The organism is Paraburkholderia jirisanensis (assembly GCF_054782355.1).
Genome location: NZ_BAAGSQ010000025.1, coordinates 45,387 through 65,716, shown reverse-complemented (window position 1 = coordinate 65,716; position 20,330 = coordinate 45,387). Strand labels below are relative to the sequence as shown.

The window sequence follows — 20,330 nt, the reverse complement described above, 5'->3', positions numbered from 1 at the left end:
GTTACCGGTTGAACGCAAAACGCCGCGCCGCCGCGCGGCTTGCCAACTGCCAAGTCAGGAGATTTTTGCCGGTGATTACGATCTGGGGACGCGCCAATTCCGTCAATGTTCAAAAAGTGATGTGGTGCTGCGACGAACTGGTGCTGCCGTACGACCGCATCGATGCGGGCATGCAATTCGGCCGCAACAACGAGCCGTCGTATCTCGCGATGAACCCGACGGGAAAGATTCCAACCCTCGTCGACGGCGACTTCGTGCTGTGGGAATCGAATTCGATCCTGCGTTATCTGGTGATGCAATACGGGCAGTCGAGCACGCTGTACCCGGACGATGCGAAGACCCGCGCGAGCATCGACCGCTGGCTCGACTGGACCATCACGACACTCGCTCCGGCCGAGCGCTCCGTGTTCCTGACGGTGGTGCGCACGCCCGCCGACAAGCGCGACCTCGCGAAACTCGCGGTGGATGTCGACGCCGTCGGCGCACTGTGGAAAATGCTCGATGCGCAACTGCAAACGCGCTTCTTCATCAATAGCGACACGTTCACGCTGGCCGACATCGTGCTGGGTTCGTATGCGAAGCGCTGGTTCGGGCTCGAGGGCGTCGAGCGCCCGTCGCTGCCGAGTCTCGAGCGCTGGTACTCGCGGCTTGCGACGCGCTCCGGCTTCAAGAAATACGTGGATCTCCCGCTCACCTGAACGCGCCGCGGCCGGCGACCGGCCACCCCGCCCCGCAGCATCGACACGCTTACCTATCATGACCATCACGCTATACGCCTGGGCCACACCCAACGGACGCAAGATCAGCGTCGCGCTTGAAGAAATGCAACTGCCGTACACGGTCAAGCCGGTCAACATCGGCAAGAAGGAGCAGTTCGAGCCGGATTTCCTCGCGCTCAGCCCGAACAACAAGATTCCGGCGATCGTCGATCCGGATGGCCCCGACGGCAAGCCGATCAGCGTGTTCGAATCGGGTGCGATCCTGCTCTATCTGGGCGAAAAAACCGGCAAGTTCCTGCCCAAAAGTTTGCGCGAGCGCGTACCGGTGCTGGAATGGCTGATGTGGCAGATGGGCGGCTTCGGGCCGATGCCCGGCCAGGTTCATCACTTCGCCGCGCTGCAGGACGAGAGCGAACGCCGTTATGGACTCAAGCGCTTTCACGACGAAACCCGCCGCCTGTACACGGTGCTAAATACGCGCCTCGGCGTCAGCGAATTCGTCGCCGGCGAACTGTCGGTGGCCGATTTCGCGATTCTCGGCTGGGCCTGGCGCCACGAGCGGCACAAGGTCGATCTGGCCGATTACCCGAATGTACAGCGCTGGTACCAGACGCTGTTTGCACGGCCCGCGGTGCAACGCGGTTTCGACGTGAAGCTCGACTAAGCCGGCGCGCGCGCCGGACCTTTATAATCAAGCCTATGAAGAATGCAAAGGCCTCCGCGGCGGCCGGGAAACCGGTTCCGGCACGCGCACACCCTCATCCCGATCCGCAGCACGCGGCGCATCACGCGCATGCGCCGCACGACGCTGCGCATGACCATGACGCGCACGACCCGGCGTCACATCCACAGGAAGCGGCGCTTGCGCTGGCCGATGCCTACTGCCGCGAACGCGGCGAGAAACTCACGCCGATTCGCCGCAAGGTGCTCGAGTTGCTGCTGGAATCCGGGCGCGCCACCAAAGCCTATTCGCTGCTCGACGATATGCGGGCCATCCACCCGGGCTCGGCACCGCCCACCGTGTATCGCGCACTCGATTTCCTGCTGTCCGCCGGTCTCGTGCATCGCATCGAATCGATCAATGCGTTCACCGTCTGTCACGATCTGACGCAATGTCAGCATGGCATTCTGGTGGTCTGCCAGCAGTGCGGCAACGTCACCGAGCTGCATCAGCCGAAGCTGCGTGCAGCGCTCGTCGCGCAAATCGAAGATGCGGGGTATCGCCTCGCCGGCGAGGAAATCGAACTGAAAGGCTTGTGCGCGGCCTGTCAGGCCGCGCAAGCGGCCAGCGATACCGAAGCCCATAGCTGAACGGCGCAGAGCTGGGCACATAGCGGGTCTGCGCGCGCATACCGCACTGCGTACGCGGCGCTCGCGCGGCACGCCTGCTGCCGTGCCGCACCTGCATCAACCCGCCCCAACCTGCCTCAACCTGCCGCACGCGCACCGATTGCGTTGTGCAGCAACGTCACCAACGTCTCCGGCCGGGCCGGCTTCGTCATGAAGTGCTGGAATCCTTCGCCGATACTGCGCAGCCTGTACGCTTCATCGGTATGGCCGGTCAACGCAACCGCCACCGCAGGTGCATGATCGCCGCGTATCTCGTGATCGCGCAGCCGCTGGATCAGGTAGAAACCGTCCATCGCAGGCAAGTCGATGTCACATACGACTGCGTCAGGCATCACACGTACCGCGGCTTCGACTCCCTCCTCCGCATCCGCCACGGCCACCACGAGGGCGCCTTCCGATTCGAGCAAACTCTTCAGCGATTCCCGGTTTTGCGGGTCATCTTCTACAAGCACGATCGTCGCCTGATCGAGCCTTAATCCACCGTTCATTTTTGCGTTGTTACCAAAAAAGCTGTTATGCATCCTGACGTAGCCGTGAGCTTTTAGCACTCATGCCGCGTCAGAGCCGGCAGCGGAAAAGATGGCATGCGTTGCACACCCTGCATGACGTTGTTACATCGACCGCCAGCGCGCTGTTCGCCGGCCGCCTGTTTTTCTGTCTACCGCTAATCGACCAGGTTGTGTCCGACGAGTTGCAGTGAAGTGTACGCTGCTGCTCAGTGCACCGCAGCGAAGCATACGTGCTTCGGCGTGCAGTTTCGTGCCCACACTACGCACGAAATGAGGCGCTTGCGTGACCGTCGAGGCACTGACGCGGCTGCCGGCACTGCATGGCGCCGCAGCAACCGGCCGCTGTGCACAATGCTCAATTTCGCGCGAGATTGCTGTCTCGATAGCCCAGTTGTGCGGAAATTGCACGCCCGGCATCTTTCAGCAATGTCACGTAATGTGCCTTCGTATCGGCCCCACAGCGCATGCTGGGAAACGAAATCGAAAGCCCCGCGACAACTCGCCCGAAACGGTCGAACACCGGCACTGCGATGCACTGCAGCCCCTCTTCCTGCTCTTCGTTGTCCTCGCCGTAACCTTGCTCACGCACACGCGGCAGGATGCTCAGTACGGCATCGGCCGACGCCAGGGTCTTCTGCGTCGACTTGCGGAACACGACATCAGTTAGCACATTGCGTGCCTCGACCGGATCCATCGAGGCGAGCAGCACCTTGCCGATCGCGGTGCTGTACAGCGGATTGCGGCGGCCGATGCGCGATTGCATGCGCAGGTCGTAGTCGGCGTCGATCTTGTGGATGTAGACGATGTTGTTGTCGTCGAATGCGCCCAGATGGATCGCTTCGCGTGTGAGCCTTGAAAGATGGCGCATCTGTACGTCCGCTTCGCGCACGAGGTCGACGCTTTCCAAAGCTTTCGAACCGAGTTCGAACAGCTTGATGGTCAGACGATAACGGTCGGTGTCTTCTTCCTGCGCGACGTAGCCGAGCCCTTTGAGCGTCTGCAGAAAGCGGTGCACCGTGCTCTTCGACATCACGAGGCGCTGCGACAGTTCGCTGATGCCGATCTGGCTGTTCTCGCCGAGTGCCTGCAGGATCGCGAATACCTTGTTGACTGCGGCGACCGATTCGCCGCGCTCGACACCGCCTTCCGCAGCAAGCTCCGCACTGCCGGGCAACGCGATTTCGTTGGACGGGGTGTCGGCCTTCAGCTTTCTTGCTGCCAAGCGGGTGTTCGGCGTATTCGACATGTTCGATGATCCGTTGTTACTTTTTCCCAAGGGCTGTCGCGCGCCGCCTGCCGCGCATTAGAGCATGAATCGATTATTTCCGGAACGTCGGTCCGAAATTATGGAACCCATATGATGGGACCTCAAGATTATGCCGCCGGAATAGCTTAAAAATAGGTGTAAACGATCACCGTCGAACATCGATTTTTTTAGAACGCTGTTCCGGGCCCGATGCTAAATTGCAGTCCAGCGGCGCTCCGGACACCTCACGGTCCAGCCCGTGCACAACAACAACCGATCGGGCATACCCGTCCCGTGGAGGAGCACTCTGGCATGAACATCAAGAAGACCATCGACCGTATTCCCGGCGGGCTGATGCTGGTTCCGCTGCTGCTCGGCGCCTGTCTGCACACCTTCGCGCCGCATTCGGGCAAATACTTCGGCTCGTTCACCAATGCACTGATCACCGGTACGCTGCCGATTCTTGCCGTCTGGTTCTTCTGCATGGGCGCGAGCATCAGCCTGAAAGCGACGCCAGTGGTACTGCGCAAGAGCGGCGTGCTGGTGCTGACCAAGGTGGCGACGGCTGCGCTCGCCGGTGTAATCGCGTCGCGCTTCCTGCCGGCCGGCGGCATCACGTCGGGCTTTCTGACCGGGCTGTCCGCGCTCACCGTGATCTGCGTGATGAACGAGACCAACGGCGGTCTGTATATGGCGTTGATGCAGCAGTACGGCACCAAGGAAGAAGCCGGCGCGTTCTGCCTGATGTCGCTCGAATCGGGACCGTTCATGACGATGGTCACGCTCGGCATCGCAGGACTCGCGAGCTTTCCGTATGCCACGCTGGTCGGTGCGCTGCTGCCGTTTCTGATCGGCTTTGCGCTCGGCAATCTCGACCCCGAACTGCGCCGCTTCTTCACCGCGGCGGTGCCGGTGATGGTGCCATTTTTCGCGTTCGCGCTCGGCAACAACCTCGATTTCGCGGTGATTCTGAACACCGGCCTGCTCGGCATTCTGGTCGGCGTGTGCGTGATGCTGGTGACCGGTACGACGCTGGTGCTGGCCGATATCTTTCTGGCGAAAGGCAATGGCACGGCGGGTATCGGTGCTTCGTCGACCGCTGGGGCGGCGGTGGCGGTGCCGCAGATCATCGCGGGTATCGAGCCGCGTTACGCGGCAGTCGCGCCGGCAGCGACTGCGCTCGTGGCGACTTCGGTAGTGGTCACCGCGCTGCTCACGCCGATCGTGACGTCGCTGTGGGCGCGGCGCTGGGGCGTGCTGTCGGCGAAGTATCGCGATGCTGCGTTCGCTTCGCTCGATGCGCTGACGGATACGCATGCGCTCGATGCGTCGCTCGAGCATCGCACCGCGGAGTAGTGCGGCGTAGCGCGCGCTGCGCTGTCAAACCTCGGTCGCGGGCCCCACGCCATGCTGCAACACCGCCAGCGCATGGCGTGCGATATCGTCGGCGGTCAGCTTGCGGCGTGCCGGATCGCTGCGCCATGTGGCCGACGTGGCGAGCGGCAACACCGTCAAACCCAGTATCGACAGAAACAGCAGCGACGGTTCGAGTTGCGCATTGAGCTTGCCCTGCTTCTGCCACTTCGCGATCAGCGTGAGCGTTGCTTTCTGCCGCGTATCGCCGAAGCGTTCGTGCATGCGCTGCTTGAGCAGGCCGCCGTCGCTGATCACTTCACGCACCCATAGCGACGGGAACCACGGATACTCGCCCGACAATTCGACGAGCCGGCGCGCGAACTGCGTGACGGCCGCCACCGGGTCGTCGACGTGATCGCGAAACGGTTCGCGCAACGCCATGCGCAGCGGCTGGAAGCGTTCGTCGATCAGCACGTCGAGCAGTTGATCGCGCGTCTTGAAGTAGTAATGGACCATCGCCGGCGTGTAGCCCGCTTCACGCGCAATCGCGCCGAGCGTGGTGTCGACGATGCCTTGACGCGCAAACTGCGCGAGCGCGACGTCGAGCAGGCGCTCGCGCTGTTCGGGGCCGCGTGAAGTGCCGGCCGGACGACCGGGGCGGCGTGGGTTGGGTGCCGGAACATCGGTTGCCGCTGCTGCCGCCGCACTACGCGGCCGCGCCCTGCCTGCCGTCCGTTGATTCACACGTTCTGCCATAGGGTTTCGCAATTGACGAAATAGCTAACGACGATTATATTAATCTTCGCGTTAATTAATTTCAAGACAGTCCAACGTCAGCACCAACATTATGGAACTGCAACCCCCTTCGGAACTGCACCACACCGTGCCACCAGACCTCGCCGTCGAGCGCCCGCCCATTCGCCTGCTGTTCGCAGCACTGCTGCTCGTCATGCTGCTCGCGGCGCTCGACCAGACCATCGTCTCCACGGCCTTGCCCACCATCGTCGGCGAGCTTGGCGGCCTGGGCAGCCTGTCATGGGTGGTCACCGCGTACCTGCTCACATCAACCATCGTCGTGCCGCTATACGGCAAATTCGGCGACCTGTTCGGCCGCAAGATCGTGCTGCAAACCGCGATCGTGCTGTTCCTGATCGGCTCCGCGCTATGCGGCGTGGCGCAGAACATGACCCAGCTCGTGCTGCTGCGCGCGCTGCAAGGTCTCGGCGGCGGCGGGCTGCTGGTCATCGCGGTGGCCGCGGTCGGCGACGTGATCCCGCCCGCCGAGCGCGGCCGCTACCAGGGCATATTCGGCGGCGTGTTCGGCGTTGCCACCGTGATCGGCCCGCTGATCGGCGGCTTTCTGGTCGATCATCTGTCGTGGCGCTGGATCTTCTACATCAACGTGCCGCTCGGCATCCTCGCGCTGCTCGTGATCGGCGCGGTATTCAAACCGCGCGTGGTGCACGTCAAGCACAAGATCGACTACATGGGCGCCGCATTCCTCGCCGGCGCCCTCACCTGCATCATCCTGTTCACCAGCGAAGGCGGCGGCCTGCTGCCATGGTCGTCGGTGCAGTTGTGGTGCACGCTGCTGCTCGGTGTGATCTGCATCGCCGGCTTCATCTACGAAGAGCGCGTCGCCGCCGAACCGATCCTGCCGCTCGAGTTGTTCCGCCAGCGGACGTTTCTGCTCAGCAGCGCGATTGGTTTCATCGTCGGCGTGTCGCTGTTCGGCTCCGTCACGTTTCTGCCGATGTATCTGCAGGTGGTCAAAAACTCGACGCCTTCGCAAGCCGGCATGCAGATGTTGCCGATCATGGGCGGCGTGCTGTTGATGTCGATCATCAGCGGCCGGCTGATCAGCCGGATCGGCAAGTACCGGATGTTTCCGATCATCGGCACGCTGCTGGTCGGGCTCGGCATGTCCTTGCTCGCCACGCTGCAGCTCGATACGCCGATCCGCCTGATGTACCTGTATATGGGGCTGGTCGGCTGCGGTCTCGGCATGGTGATGCAGGTGCTGATCCTGGCGGTACAGAACACCGTCGAATTCAGGCATCTCGGCACTGCTACGTCGGGCGCCACGCTGTTTCGCTCGATCGGCGGCTCGGTCGGTGTCGCCGCATTCGGCGCGATCTTTTCGACGAATCTCGCAACACGTCTGTCAACCTCGATACCCGCCGGTACGGAACTGCCGCACGCACTTGGCCCGGTTGCGATTCGCCAGTTGCCTGCCGCGTTGCATGACGGCTATCTGCATGCGTTCGCAGGCGCGTTGCACACGGTGTTTCTGACAGCCGCGTGCATCGTGGTGCTGGCATTCGCGCTGGCGTGGCTGCTGCGCGATCACCCGCTACGCAAGACCTGATACGGCACGGAACTGACGAACGGCCGGCGCGTGCACGCCGGCCGTTCGCTTAGCTATTCTTATGATCAACAGACGAAAGCACCACCGCACATTGGCGCTGTAAAAACACCCTCTTTCATTCGTCCTGCGATGGAGTAGCCGAACGCGAATGTGCGGTAGGTAACAACGTCGATTGACGCGCCAGGTGAAACAAACCATATTGGCCTCAGCGGTCGACCCGGTCCGGTAGGCCGCGTTCCAGCGCATGTTGATCGTGAGTTCCGCGTCGCGCCGCCGTCGCTTCAACGACGATCCTGAGCATGCCGAAATGGCATCCCCCATCCTGGTGGGTCGACCGCATGTCCGCTCAGACTACTCCTGACCAGAGTTTCCCCACACCGTGCAAACGCTGTGGCGGCGTGCTCTACCAGCAAGTCGATTTCTGCCCGTATTGCGGCGCAGATCATCCACTCGACACGGTTGTACGCAAACGTGCGGAGGCGCCGTTGAAAGCCATGAGTCCACCGATTTCGCCACCGCCCGCCGCGCTGTCGGCGCCGGATGTCGCGAACCCGGAACTGCCGCCGGTCGCGCCCGACCAGCGGCAAATCCATCCGCTCGAAGCGCCTGCGCCGGTGTGGCAAAGCGCCGGGCGCTGGATTTTCACGAAGGGCATGCTGGCGGTGTGGTTCGTGCTGGCGCTGGCTTACGCTGCGTATCTGCTGCTTGGCGAGAGCCGTAAGCAGGAGCCCGCCAGCGACGAACCGTCGACCAATTCGTCGGGCGGTTCGATTTCGCCGTATCCGCCGCAGGCCAATCTCGCGCCGCGTGCCGGCACCGACGGCGCAACGGCAGTCGCACCGAAACCACGCGTGATGCCGCAATACAAGGATGTCGCGGACAGCCTGCGCGCCGCGCGCGCGAGCCTGCAGGACAACAATCTGTCTGACGCCAAAGCGGCGACGCACGCGGCGCTCACGCGCGAAGCGAACAACGCGGACGCGCTGGCGCTCGAGCGCGACATCGAAGCACGCGAGCAGCGCCGCGACGGCGCACTGCAGTCTGCGGACAAGTGCGCGAGCGAACGCGCGTGGGCATGCGTGCAGCAATACGCATCGGCCGCGCTGGCGGTGGATGCGAGCAGCGTGCACGCGCAAACGCTGATGGAACGCATGATTCTGTCGACCGGCTGGTCGCCGCCGGCGAGCCTAGCCGCGCCGTCGGCGGCGGCAGTTGCTCCGGCACGGGCGCCGCGCAGCGCGAAGCGCACCGGCTTGCCGTCGTCGCGCGACTGGGGCGCGGCCGCGCCGCCTGCGGCGCCCGGCGGGTCCACGTCGACTTCGCTGCCGCCGCTGCCGCTCGCCACCAGCATGCCGCCGGCTACAACGGCCACGCGGGCGACACCAGGCGCGCCCGCGGCGCCGGCCGCCAAGGCCGCAGCGGCGGACGAAGACACGACATCGGCACTGCGCACGGCCCCAGCCGCTGCTCCTGCTATTTCCGCGCCGGCAAGCAACGACAGCAGCAGCAACGACAACGCGACCAGCGCCAGCGGCAACAGCAACACGAACAACACCACCAGCACCGACAGCGGCACCGACGCCGCCGAACGCGCGATCAAGGAATCCGGCTGGAAGCATGCGGCGCCGTCGAGCGCGCCGCGCTGAACCGGCCCGCCACCCGCGATGTAGCACACCGCCGCACATCGACACGAAGACTGGAGAGAGACCATGCTAACGAAAACACTGACGGGACTGGCGGCACGGATTGCGCCGATTTTTGCGGCACTCTTTGCGCTGCTGTTCGTCACGCTCGCGGTGGCAGCCCCTGCGCACTACAAGATCGTCACGGGCCCGGAGCGCGGCACCTATATCCAGATCGGTCAGGATCTGTCGAAATGGGTTGCGCAGCCGGCCGGCATCGAACTTGAAGTGATTCCATCGAAAGGCTCGGCGGAAAACGTGCAACGCATGCGCTTCGAGCCCGGCGTCAAGCTTGCGCTGGTGCAATCGGATGTCTACCAGGCCTACGTCGACATGGCGAACACAGGCAATGCCGACGCTGGAACGACGATTCGTCCGCTGCGGCTCATCATGCCGCTCTACGACGAGGAGATTTACTTTGTGGTGCGCAACGACTCGCCGCTCAAGACGATCAACGAGATCAAGGACAAGAACATCAGTGTCGGGCTGATCGGCAGCGGCACCGCACAATCGGCGACCACGCTGTACCGTCTGATGTTCAACCAGACGATTCCCGAACAGAACATGCAGCATCTGAGCAACGAAGACGCGCTGGCCGCGCTGATCGTGAAGAAGATCGACGTCGCGATCGTGGTTGCGGGGCAGCCCGCCAAGCTGTTCACCGAGATGAACCCGGAACTGCTGCAGCAGATCCGCTTTCTGCGCGTGGACCCGAATGCGCCCGAAACGGCGCGCGCGAAGCAGACTTATTTCCCCGCGACGATCCGCGCATCGAGCTACCCGAACTGGCTCAAGGAAGACGTGCCGACGTGGACCGTGAAGGCATTTCTGGTGACCTACGACTACAACCTGCGCGACACGGTCGGCAACCTGAACCGCTTTGCCGATTCGCTGTGCGACAACTTCGACAATCTGCAGGACCATGGCCACCCGAAGTGGAAACAGGTGAAGCTCGAACTGCCGGGGCTCGGCAAAGGCTGGCAATACTATCCGCCGGTCGAGCGGCGCCTTAAAGCCTGCCTCGCCAAACGCGCGTCGCTGCAGGCGGCGGGCGCCGCGGGCGGTACGGGCGCCGGCGCCACGCAGCGCGCGGCGGCCGAGCAGAAGGTCAACCGGCGGCCGTGCTCCGAACAGGAGCGGCTGCTTTTGTTGTGCGGCAAATAGGAAACACGAAAAGCCCGCAACGCACCTGCGCGAGACAGGCGGACGCCACCCACATTACAAATGAAAGCGCCAAAACGGGCGGTGGCTCGCCTGTCGCCGACCTGGCCAGTCAAGTGTGTGCACACGCACGACAAGAGATGCACTTGGATGCGCGCACAACATTCCTGTCAAACGCGCAACGCACTGTTGCGCTTTAGCCGCGCGCATGCCGTCAGGCGATCGCCGCGGCCCATCCGCGATGCAATCTCGCCAAGGCCACCGAGGCGTGACGCGCGTGCGTCTGCGGACCCTCGCCTGTCTGGCTTCATCGTTCCGGGAACCATGCTGCATGCGGGTTTCGGCGATCACACCCCCACCTCGGAAATACCCAACATGCCCAAAGTATTTTGCGTAAAGCAGAAGACTTTTTTATCTGGCACATTTCGGTTCAAACGTAACGTGGAGACTGCTAACCCAGCCGCATCTACAGCTAATCGAAACACTCAGTAAACTAAACCTCTGGGCATAAATACACGCTTAGCGTCTAGAATCGCCGGATGCGCCAATTGCGGTCTCTTTGGAGCACCGTTCGGAGGCGAAAGTTATATTTCAAATTCATTTCAATTTGCTGTCTATTCCTTTACAGGAAACACGCATTGAATAACGAGTCACTCTCCGTCGCCCACCCTCGCGGCAAAGCGCCACCGTTTTCGCAACGCCGCGCGCTGCAGGCGTGCACGGCCGGCATTGCCGCGTTGTGCCTCGCCGCCTGCGCGGTCGGCCCCGACTACCGCAAGCCCGTCGTGGAAGTACCGCAAAGCTTCAAGGAAGGCGCCGACTGGCAGCGCGCACAGGCGAATCCACAAGCGTCGCTCGCAAGCGACTGGTGGCGCCTGTATCACGACGACAAGCTCACTGAACTCGTCGAGCAGTCGCAGAAAGCCAACCAGTCGATCGCCGCATCCGAAGCCGCGTACCGGGTCGCCCAGGCCATCGTGGAGTCCAACACCGCATCGCTGTTCCCGGTGGTCGGCGCTGATCTATCGGCTGCGCGCAGCGGCACACCGTCGAACGCGTCGTCGCGGCTGTCGCCGGGCTCGCGCTCGGTGACCGGCACCAGTGCAGCGGGCGTGTCGAACAACTTCATCGGCAGCGTATCGGCGAGCTGGGAACTCGACCTGTGGGGCGCGTTCCGCCGCCAGATCGAAGCGGCCAAGGGCAACGCCGAAGCCAGCGACGCGCAGCTCGCCGGCCAGCGGCTGTCGATCGCGGCAAGCGTCGCAACCGACTACTTCCTGCTGCGCCAGGCCGACGTCGACATCGAGCTGCTCAAGCAGCAACTCGACGTCGACACGCGCCTTCTCGACATCACGCGCACGTCGTTCCAGCAGGGCCTCGCGTCGAGCGACCAGGTGCTGTTCGCGCAGGACACGCTCGAAGTGGTGGTGGCCAATCTGCAGGCAACCGAAGCGACCCGCGAACAGGACGAGCATGCGATCGCGGTGCTGCTCGGTGTGCCACCGGGCAACTTCTCGATTGCGCCCGATCCCCACTATGGGTTCGACGAACCGGATGTGCCGCTCGGCGTGCCGTCGCAGCTGCTCGAGCGCCGCTATGACGTGGTCGCGGCCGAACGTACCGCGGCGTCGTCGAACGCGCTGATCGGCGCGGCCATCGCCGCGTTCTTCCCGACCGTCACGTTGTCGGCGCAAGGCGGCTTCCAGCACAACACGTTCGCGAATCTGTTCTCGCTGCCGAACCGCTTCTGGACGCTCGGCCCCGACATCGCCGAAACGATCTTCGACGGCGGCGCGCGGACCGCCGCGGTGCACGAAGCGCGCGCAACCTACGACCAGAACGTCGCGGTTTATCGCAACACGGTGCTCACCGCGTTCCAGACGGTGGAAGACAGCCTGTCGTCGGTGAACCACCTGCGCCAGCAGTCGCACTCGTTCCAGGACATCCTGCAGCGCAACCAGCAGCTGTTCGCGAGCCAACGCGCGCAGTTCGATGCCGGTGCGGCCAGCCAGCAGGATGTGCTGACGCAGCAGCTCACGCTGCTGCTCGCCGAGCAGAACCTGAGCGACACCCGGGCGCTGCTGACGCAGAGCAGCGTGACGCTGATCCGCAACCTGGGTGGCGGCTGGAGCTGGAACGACGTGCAAACCGCCGATGCGGGCACGACGCACCCAGCGGCAGACAATGCAGCCAAACCGCAGGAAACGGCCACGCCGCCGCCGCAAGGCGCCGCCGTTACGCCGCAATGAACTCGCAGCACTCGCATTAGATCCCGCTTCTCGCCGCCGCCGCGCAGCGCTTCGCGCCCCACGCCCGAATGCCCATGCACGCCGCGCCGCAGGCTGCGAGTCATGATAATCACTGCCGTCCAAGCAAGAATGGAGTCTTCATGAAGTCATTCCCGCTCAGCGGGCCGTTGCTGTGCCTCTCTCTCGTGGTGCTCGCGGCTTGCAGCAAGAACAAACCGGCCGCGCCTCCGCCGCCCAAAGTCGCGGTGGTGACGGTGCATAAACAGAACGTGCCGCTCACGCGGCAGCTGATCGGCCGCCTGTCGCCGTACTACAGCGCAAATGTGACCGCACGCGTGTCCGGCCTGCTGCTCAAACGCACCTACAAGGAAGGCAGCACGGTGCGCGAAGGCCAGGTGCTGTTCCTGATCGACCCGACCTTCTACCAGGCGCAGCTGAACAGCGATATCGCGCAGCTCGCGCAGGACCAGGCGACCTACGTGAACGACCACATCACCGCCGAGCGCAATCGCAAGCTGCTGCCGGTCGGTTCCGTGTCGCAACAGACGGTCGACAATTCGGATGCCGCGGAACGCAGCGCTGCCGCGAAGCTGAAAGCGGACCAGGCGCAGATCCAGAGCGCGCGCATCAATCTCGACTACACGCGCGTGACGTCGCCGATCACCGGCATTGCGAGCCAGCAGCTCGTCACGGCGGGCGCGATCGTCGGCAGCAGTGTCAGCGATACCGGCTCGTCCGGCACGCTGCTCACCACCGTGCAGCAGATCGACCCATCGTACGTGAACTTCACGATCAGCTCGGCCGATCTGGTCACGCTGCGCCACGCACAGACCACCGGCTCGGTGGCGCTCGCGCAGCAGGACAAGACCACCGTGCAGATCGATCTGCCCGACGGCAGCCGTTACGGACGGCTCGGCACGCTCGACTTCTCGGACGTGACGGTCAACGCGGCGACCAATGCGGTCAATCTGCGCGCGCTGGTGGCGAACCCCGACCGCGTGCTGCTGCCCGGCATGTACGTGACGCTGACGGTCAACATGGGCCAGCAGAACAACGTGATCCTGGTGCCGCAGCAGGCGCTGTTGCGCGACACGGTGGGCGCATACATGTACGCGGTCGGCCCGGACAACAAGGTCAAGCGCCACAACATCACGACGGCCAACAGCTATCAGAACCAGTGGATCGTCACCGACGGTCTCGACGATGGCGACCGCATCCTCGTGAACAACCTGCAAAGCGTGCACGAAGGCGAGCCGGTCGAACCCGCCGCGTGGCAGCCGCCCGCAGCCGCTTCGGCAAGCGCGGCCGCGTCTGCACCCGCGGCGGCACCCTCAGCTGCACCCACAGCGGCACCGGCAGCGACTGCATCCGCACCGGCACCGGCAAGCGCAGCTAGCAGCGCGCAATAGGAGCACGCGTAATGCCGAGTTTCTTTATTAGCCGTCCGATCTTCGCATGGGTCGTCGCGATCCTGATCTCGCTGTTCGGTTATCTCGCGATGCGCTCGATGGGGATCGACTCGTACCCCGACATCGCGCCGCCGCAGGTCACCGTCACCGCGACCTATCCAGGCGCCAGCGCGGAGACGATGGAGACGACCGTCACGCAGGTGATCGAGCAGCAGCTGACCGGCCTCGACAACCTGCTGTACTTCAGCTCGAAGTCGGCTTCGAATGGCCAGACCGTCATCACGTTGACCTTCGCCACCGGCACCAATGCGGACATCGCGCAGGTGCAGGTGCAGAACAAGGTCACGCTGGCGCAGCCGCTGTTGCCTGCGCCGGTGGTGCAGGAAGGCGTGGTGATCGCGAAGGCGAGCCCGGACATTCTGCTGTTCATCGCGCTGCGTTCGGACAACCCGACGATCGACGCCGCGCGCCTGTCCGACATTCTCGCGTCCGATATCCAGCCGGCGATCGGCCGCCTGAACGGCGTGGGTAACACCACGCTGCTCGGCTCGGAATACGCGATGCGCATCTGGCTCGACCCGGACAAGCTGCAGGCGTACGGACTGTCGACCACCCAGGTGCTGAACGCGGTCAGCGCGCAAAACGCGCAGTTCGCAGCCGGCGCGCTCGGGGCCGACCCAGCCCTGCCCGGCCAGACGTTTACCGCGACGATTTCCGGCGATACGTTGTTCTCGACGCGCAAGCAGTTCGAAGACATCATCATCCTGTCGAACAGCAACGGCACGATCGTGCGTCTGAAAGATGTCGCGCGCATCTCGTTCGGCGCGCAGACCAACGGTATCGCGCCGGTCTACGACGGCAAACCGGCCGGCGGTCTGGCGGTGTTTCTGCTGCCTGGCGCGAATGCGCTGCAGGTTGCGAAGGCGGTCAAGGCGGAAATGGGTTCGCTCGCGCGCGACCTGCCGCAAGGCGTGTCGTGGGACATCCCGTACGACACTACGCCGTTCATTACGGCGTCGATCGCCGACGTCGTGCACACGCTGGCCGAGGCCATCATCCTCGTGTTCCTCGTGATGCTGCTGTTCCTGCAGAACTTCCGCGCCACCATCATCCCGACGCTGGTGATTCCGGTCGCGCTGCTCGGCACCTTCGTCGGTCTGTCGGCGCTGCATTACACGCTGAACCAGCTCACGCTGTTCGGCATGGTGCTCGCCATCGGTATTGTGGTGGACGATGCGATCGTCGTGATCGAGAACGTCGAGCGGATCATGACCGAGGACGGCACCGATCCGCGCACCGCCACCCGCAAGGCGATGAAGCAGATCACCGGCGCCATTATCGCGATCACGGTGGTGCTGTCCGCGGTGTTCGTGCCGTCCGCGTTGCAGCCAGGCGCGACCGGCATCATCTATGCGCAGTTCGCGCTGACCATCGCGGTATCGATGTGCTTCTCGGCGTTCCTCGCGATGTCGTTCACGCCGTCGCTGTGCGCGGCGATCCTGAAGCAGGACCATTCGACCAAGGAGAACTTCTTCTTCCGCTGGTTCAACCGCCACTTCGAGCGGCTCACGAACTGGTATGTCGACCACGTCGGCAACTCGGCGCGCAAGGCGCCGTGGTGGATGGTGCTGTTCGTGGTGCTGGTGGTGCTGACCGGCTTCCTGTACACGAAGCTGCCGACCGGCTTCGTGCCGGACGAAGACCAGGGCTTCGCGCTGGCGCTGATCAACCTGCCGCCGGGCGCGACCATCGAGCGCACCAACCACGTGATGACCGAGGTGCGCGAAACGCTGCTGAAGAGCCCGGTCGGCAAGGACATCGTCGGCATCTTCCAGCCGGAAGGTTTCAGCTTCGTCGGTACCAGCGAAAACGTCGGTATGGCGTTTATCAAGCTGTCGCTGTGGGACAAGCGCTCGAAGACCGCGATGCAGCTGATTCCGCAGATGAACGGCATTCTGCACAGCATCCCCGATGCGCAGATCTTCGTGACCAACCTGCCGACGATTCGCGGTCTGAGCCAGTTCGGCGGGATCGACATGTACCTGCAGGCGCGCGCCGGCCAGTCGCGCGACGAGCTTACGCAAGCGCAGCAGACACTGATCGGCGAGGCGACCAAGAGCCCGGTGCTGTTCGGCATCCGGCCGAACTCGCTGCCCACCGCACCGCAGCTGAACATCGCGGTGGATCGCGACCAGGCCCAGGCGCTCGGACTGTCGCTGTCCGATGTGTACGCGACGATCCAGGCCGAACTGGCGCCGTCCTTCGTCAACCAGTTCACGTATGGCGGCCGGGTGAAGCGCGTCTATATCCAGGCCGATGCGCCGTACCGGATGAACTTCGACGCATTCCAGCATCTGTACACGCCTAGCAACCTGACCGGCAATGGGCTGACCACGGCTTCGGGCTCGTCCTCATCGTCGTCGCGCAGCAGCAGCAGCAGCGCGGGCTCGACCAATAGCAGCGGCTATCTGACCCAGGTCAATCCGTCCGCGGCGAACACCGCGATCAGCCCGTACAACATGGTGCCGCTGTCGAGCGTGGTGCAGGCGAAATGGGGCATCGGTCCGCTGGTGCTGCCGCGTTACAACGGCTATGCGGCAGTCGAAATCGTCGGCAACTCGGCGGCGGGCTATTCGACCGGTCAGGCCATCGACACGCTGCAGAACATCGTCGATAACAAGTTGCCGAACGGCTTTGCCGCTGACTGGACCGGCCAGTCGTATCAGGAACTGCTGGCCGGCAGTTCGGCGACCGTGCTGACCGGGCTGTCGATCCTCGTGGTGTTCCTGTGTCTCGCCGCGCTGTACGAAAGCTGGTCGATTCCGGTGGCGGTGTTGCTGGTGGTGCCGCTCGGGATGCTGGGCATGCTCGCGTTCTGCTTGTGGCGCGGCGTGCCGAACGACATCTACTTCAAGATCGGTCTGGTCACCGTGATCGGCCTGGCCGCGAAGAACGCGATTCTGATCGTCGAGTTCGCGGTGGAAGGCCAGGCGCGCGGCATGACGCTGTTCGATGCGGTGGTCGAAGCGGGCCGCCTGCGATTGCGGCCGATTCTGATGACCTCGATGGCGTTCATACTCGGCGTGTTTCCGCTGGTCGTATCGAGCGGTGCGGGCGCGGCGTCGCGGCACGAAATCGGCATCGGCGTGATCGGCGGCATGCTGTTCGCGACGTTCTTCGGCCTGTTGCTGATTCCGGTGTTCTACGTGGTCGTGCGGCGTCTGTTGGGTGACAAGCTCGATGAAGTGTCGAAGAAGATGCCGCATCACGATGCCGACCCGGGCGACCCGCAGGACGCGCACGTGTAAGCGATGAGACGCACTCGCGAAGATGCGCTGAAGACGCGCGAGCAGATCCTCGATGCCGCCGAAGTGACGTTCTTCGAACACGGCTTCGCACAGACCTCGCTCGCGCAGATTGCAGAGCACGCCGGCCTCACGCGCGGCGCCATCTATGGACACTTCCGCAACAAGGGCGAAGTGTTCAACGCGATGGCCGAGCGCGTGAAGCTGCCGATGGAGATGCTGGTGGCCGCCACCTTCGATCCGCTCGAAGCGGACCCGCTGGGGCGGGTGCGCGACCTGTTCATGTTCTGTCTCGCGAAGGCGGCGATCGAACCGCACAGCCGGCGCGTGTTCGAAGTGCTGTTCACCAAGTGCGAATACAACGACGATATGCAGTTGGTGATCGAACGGCTGCGCACCGCCGCGCACGACGGCCGTGCACGGCTCGTGCTGGGCTTGCGCAATGCGATCGACAAGGCGCAATTGCCGCAGGATCTCGATACGACGCGTGCGGCGAGCGTGATCCAGATGTTTCTCGGCGGCGTGTTGCGCGACTGGCTGATGGGTTTGGGCTCGGTCGAGTTGCCGCGCGACGCGAAATATCTGGCGGATGCGTGTATCGGTATGTTGCGTAATTCGCCGGCGCTGCGGCAGGCGGAGATGCCGGCGCGTTGAAGCGCCAGCTGCGATGCTATAGCGTCATATCGGCAAGCAGCTTTAGCAATCCACACAAAGTTATTTGTCAGCTGCCTTGCGTATTCCTTAGGATGCCGCTCATGTTCCACTCACATGAGCCACGCATCCAATGAAAAAAAGAACCTTTACCACCGCCCTTCTGGCCACACTGCTGGTTGGCTTCAGCGTGGCGACGCTACAGTTTTCGAACGCTGCCGAAAAAACCTTGCGCATCGGCATCATGTCCGGCGAGGACGAAGACGTCTGGCGCGTGGTGGCAGCGAACGCGGCAAAACATGGGCTCGCGATCAAGGTCACGACGTTCTCCGACTATACGCAGCCGAACGAAGCCCTGTCGGTACACGATCTCGATGCGAACTCGTTCCAGCACAAGCCGTATCTGGAAGCGCAGGTGAAAGCGCGCGGCTACCGGATCGTGCCGGTCGGTTTCACGTATGTGCAGCCGATCGGGCTGTATTCGCGCAAGGTGAAGTCGGTGGCCGAACTGCGCGACGGCGCGATCGTCGGCGTGCCGAACGATCCGAGCAACGAAGGCCGCTCGCTGTTGCTGCTGCAGGCGCAAGGGCTGATCGCGTTGCGCAAGGACGTCGGCCTGCTGCCGACCGCGCGCGACATCGCGAACAATCCTCGCCATTTGCAGATCAAGGAACTGGATGCGGGCATCGTCGGACGCGCGATCGGCGATCTTGACGCAGCTGTCGTGAATACCGACTGGGCGATCAAGGCGGGCATCCGTATTCCGCAGGAACGCATCGCGCAGGAACAGGTGGGCGGCAATCCTTATCGCAACTTTATTGCGGTCAACGAGAAAGATGTGGATTCGCCGTGGGTGCACGCGCTGGTGGAAAGCTACCAGCAGCCGAACGTGGCCAAGGAGATTCTGAGCGTGTATCACGGTGCGACGCTGCCCGCGTGGAACGGCGCGCCGCAATAAGGCGATCGATACGGGCTGCGCGCTTGCGTTGCGCGCAGCTTGAACTGACGGTTCAATATTGATGCGCTTTAGTTCGCGCGGGATCGCTGGCATAGTGAGTTTTTCTTTGCACTGCCAGCCCTGATCACGATGAGCGAACCTGCCACTGCCACGTCGTTGACGATTCGCGATGCGACCCGCGACGACTTCCCCGCCATTCAGGCGATCTATGCGCATCACGTGCTGACGGGTGTTGCGTCGTTCGAAGAAACGCCGCCCTCCACCGATGAGATGCGCACGCGGCATGCGTCTGTGTTGTCGCATGGCTTGCCATACCTGGTGGCTGAGTTCGATGGGCGGATTGCCGGGTATTGCTATGCGACGCCGTATCGGCCGCGCGCGGCGTATCGCTTCACGATTGAAGACTCGGTGTATGTCGACGATACGTTGCGCGGCCGCGGTGTGGGCCGTGCGTTGTTGCAGGCGTTGATTGCGCGCTGCGAGCAAGGGCCGTGGCGGCAGATGATCGCGGTGGTCGCCGATAACGGTGGCGGCGGGTCGCTGTCGCTGCATACGGAGGCCGGCTTCGAACTGATCGGCACGCTGCGCGCGATCGGCTTCAAACATGGGCGATGGATCGATACGACGCTGATGCAGCGTCGGCTGGGTGTGGGGGATCGGGTGAGGCCGGAGGGGGCTGATAGCGTGCTTTAAAGCCGATTGTTCACGCCAGTATTGGCTCTTGCATCCACTGATCGACGCGTACGTCGCCGCCTGTCACGAAACCAGAGGTGGTTTGTCGCACTGCGTTGCAGTGGAGGCACTCGCACACGTGTAGCGCTGCAAGGCCCGCTTCTGCAGGGAAACGGAATTTATGAGACTGAAAATACGGAGTTGATGATACTGCCGGGAACGCTGTCCCCGGCAAACCCGCGGCAGGCTGCGATAACGACCAGCAGTCTGAAGTGCTCGCCGAACTCAAATCATGTGTCGGACCGACTGAAAGCGACCCCCGGAGCGGCCGTTCAATATCGCCGACACCGGACATTCAGAGGGTTGACTACTTCAACGCCCAGTGCCAGTTGCCCGCGTAGTCTCGCTCCACAGTTTCCTGTGACTGGAACGTGAACGTTAAACCCTGAACGATTTCGTCAGGGCACTCGCGCGCCCGAAACACCGCCTTGAATTCTTTCAGAAGCCCCTCGTTTCCTGTAAGCAGGTCACGCTCCACATCTGTTTTTGTTTCGACCAGAAACCATGGCCGGGTCGGCTCAAGGTCGAGCGCCGATACGGCGCAATCTGCCACGTAGTGTCTAGCAAGCGAGCGTATTTCAGCTTCGGCATATATTGCTATCAAGCGAAAACTGGCTGTCATTGATATTTGGCTT

The 20,330-nt window shown here is 63.2% G+C and carries 17 protein-coding genes; 13 read left to right on the top strand and 4 right to left on the bottom strand.

Translation table 11 applies throughout. The features are described 5' to 3' along the window. Positions 1-71: 71 nt before the first annotated feature. Genes ACYVNQ_RS12230 through ACYVNQ_RS12220 form a run of 3 tightly spaced genes read left to right on the top strand, consistent with a single transcriptional unit; the run spans position 72 to position 2,030 of the window. Complete coding sequence (locus tag ACYVNQ_RS12230; protein WP_460902763.1) at positions 72-698, top strand: glutathione S-transferase family protein; 627 nt, start codon at positions 72-74, stop codon at positions 696-698. Positions 699-756: 58 nt separating this feature from the next. Next, entirely contained in the window at positions 757-1,383 is a 627-nt protein-coding gene (locus ACYVNQ_RS12225) for a glutathione S-transferase family protein (RefSeq protein ID WP_460902762.1), read from the top strand. 35 nt (positions 1,384-1,418) lie between these two features. Next, the gene (locus ACYVNQ_RS12220; RefSeq protein WP_460902761.1) at positions 1,419-2,030 is read left to right on the top strand and encodes a Fur family transcriptional regulator; all 612 of its coding nucleotides are present in this window, start codon (positions 1,419-1,421) and stop codon (positions 2,028-2,030) included. Between the two features lie 116 nt (positions 2,031-2,146). Here the strand turns inward: ACYVNQ_RS12220 and ACYVNQ_RS12215 are convergent, their stop codons facing one another. Together ACYVNQ_RS12215 and kdgR are read right to left on the bottom strand one after the other, a co-directional pair. Beyond that, positions 2,147-2,590, bottom strand: a complete 444-nt coding sequence (locus ACYVNQ_RS12215; RefSeq protein WP_460902760.1) for a response regulator — start codon at positions 2,588-2,590, stop codon at positions 2,147-2,149. 343 nt (positions 2,591-2,933) lie between these two features. Further along, positions 2,934-3,824 carry a DNA-binding transcriptional regulator KdgR gene (gene kdgR, locus ACYVNQ_RS12210; protein WP_460902759.1) on the bottom strand — a complete coding sequence of 297 codons (891 nt, stop codon included), beginning with the start codon at positions 3,822-3,824 and terminating at the stop codon, positions 2,934-2,936. 312 nt (positions 3,825-4,136) lie between these two features. Here kdgR and kdgT point away from each other — a divergent pair, with 312 nt between their 5' ends. Continuing rightward, entirely contained in the window at positions 4,137-5,180 is a 1,044-nt protein-coding gene (kdgT, locus tag ACYVNQ_RS12205) for a 2-keto-3-deoxygluconate transporter (protein ID WP_460902758.1), read from the top strand. A 24-nt stretch (positions 5,181-5,204) separates the two neighbouring features. On the opposite strand, the gene ACYVNQ_RS12200 is transcribed toward kdgT, so the two are convergent. Then, positions 5,205-5,936, bottom strand: coding sequence for a TetR/AcrR family transcriptional regulator (locus ACYVNQ_RS12200; protein ID WP_460902757.1), 732 nt, complete (start codon positions 5,934-5,936; stop codon positions 5,205-5,207). Positions 5,937-6,027: 91 nt separating this feature from the next. Between ACYVNQ_RS12200 and ACYVNQ_RS12195 the strand changes: the two genes are divergently transcribed. From ACYVNQ_RS12195 to ACYVNQ_RS12155, 9 genes are all read left to right on the top strand, one after another. After that, positions 6,028-7,548: an MDR family MFS transporter gene (locus ACYVNQ_RS12195; protein ID WP_460902756.1), complete on the top strand. Its 1,521-nt coding sequence runs from the start codon at positions 6,028-6,030 to the stop codon at positions 7,546-7,548. 299 nt (positions 7,549-7,847) lie between these two features. Beyond that, positions 7,848-9,194 carry a zinc ribbon domain-containing protein gene (locus ACYVNQ_RS12190; RefSeq protein WP_460902755.1) on the top strand — a complete coding sequence of 449 codons (1,347 nt, stop codon included), beginning with the start codon at positions 7,848-7,850 and terminating at the stop codon, positions 9,192-9,194. A 63-nt stretch (positions 9,195-9,257) separates the two neighbouring features. Then, complete coding sequence (locus ACYVNQ_RS12185) at positions 9,258-10,394, top strand: TAXI family TRAP transporter solute-binding subunit (RefSeq protein ID WP_460902754.1); 1,137 nt, start codon at positions 9,258-9,260, stop codon at positions 10,392-10,394. 635 nt (positions 10,395-11,029) lie between these two features. After that, positions 11,030-12,640, top strand: a complete 1,611-nt coding sequence (locus tag ACYVNQ_RS12180) for an efflux transporter outer membrane subunit (RefSeq protein WP_460902753.1) — start codon at positions 11,030-11,032, stop codon at positions 12,638-12,640. A gap of 140 nt (positions 12,641-12,780) precedes the next feature. Next, entirely contained in the window at positions 12,781-14,049 is a 1,269-nt protein-coding gene (locus ACYVNQ_RS12175) for an efflux RND transporter periplasmic adaptor subunit (protein WP_460902752.1), read from the top strand. A gap of 11 nt (positions 14,050-14,060) precedes the next feature. Further along, a complete protein-coding gene (locus ACYVNQ_RS12170) occupies positions 14,061-17,357 on the top strand; it encodes an efflux RND transporter permease subunit (RefSeq protein WP_460902751.1) in 3,297 nt (1,098 codons plus the stop codon). Positions 17,358-17,360: 3 nt separating this feature from the next. Beyond that, complete coding sequence (locus ACYVNQ_RS12165) at positions 17,361-18,008, top strand: TetR family transcriptional regulator (protein WP_460902750.1); 648 nt, start codon at positions 17,361-17,363, stop codon at positions 18,006-18,008. Between the two features lie 130 nt (positions 18,009-18,138). Beyond that, positions 18,139-18,963 carry a MetQ/NlpA family ABC transporter substrate-binding protein gene (locus ACYVNQ_RS12160; protein ID WP_460902749.1) on the top strand — a complete coding sequence of 275 codons (825 nt, stop codon included), beginning with the start codon at positions 18,139-18,141 and terminating at the stop codon, positions 18,961-18,963. Between the two features lie 129 nt (positions 18,964-19,092). After that, positions 19,093-19,656: a GNAT family N-acetyltransferase gene (locus tag ACYVNQ_RS12155; RefSeq protein WP_460902748.1), complete on the top strand. Its 564-nt coding sequence runs from the start codon at positions 19,093-19,095 to the stop codon at positions 19,654-19,656. Positions 19,657-20,002: 346 nt separating this feature from the next. On the opposite strand, the gene ACYVNQ_RS12150 is transcribed toward ACYVNQ_RS12155, so the two are convergent. Continuing rightward, a complete protein-coding gene (locus ACYVNQ_RS12150) occupies positions 20,003-20,317 on the bottom strand; it encodes a hypothetical protein (protein WP_460902747.1) in 315 nt (104 codons plus the stop codon). Positions 20,318-20,330: the final 13 nt, after the last annotated feature.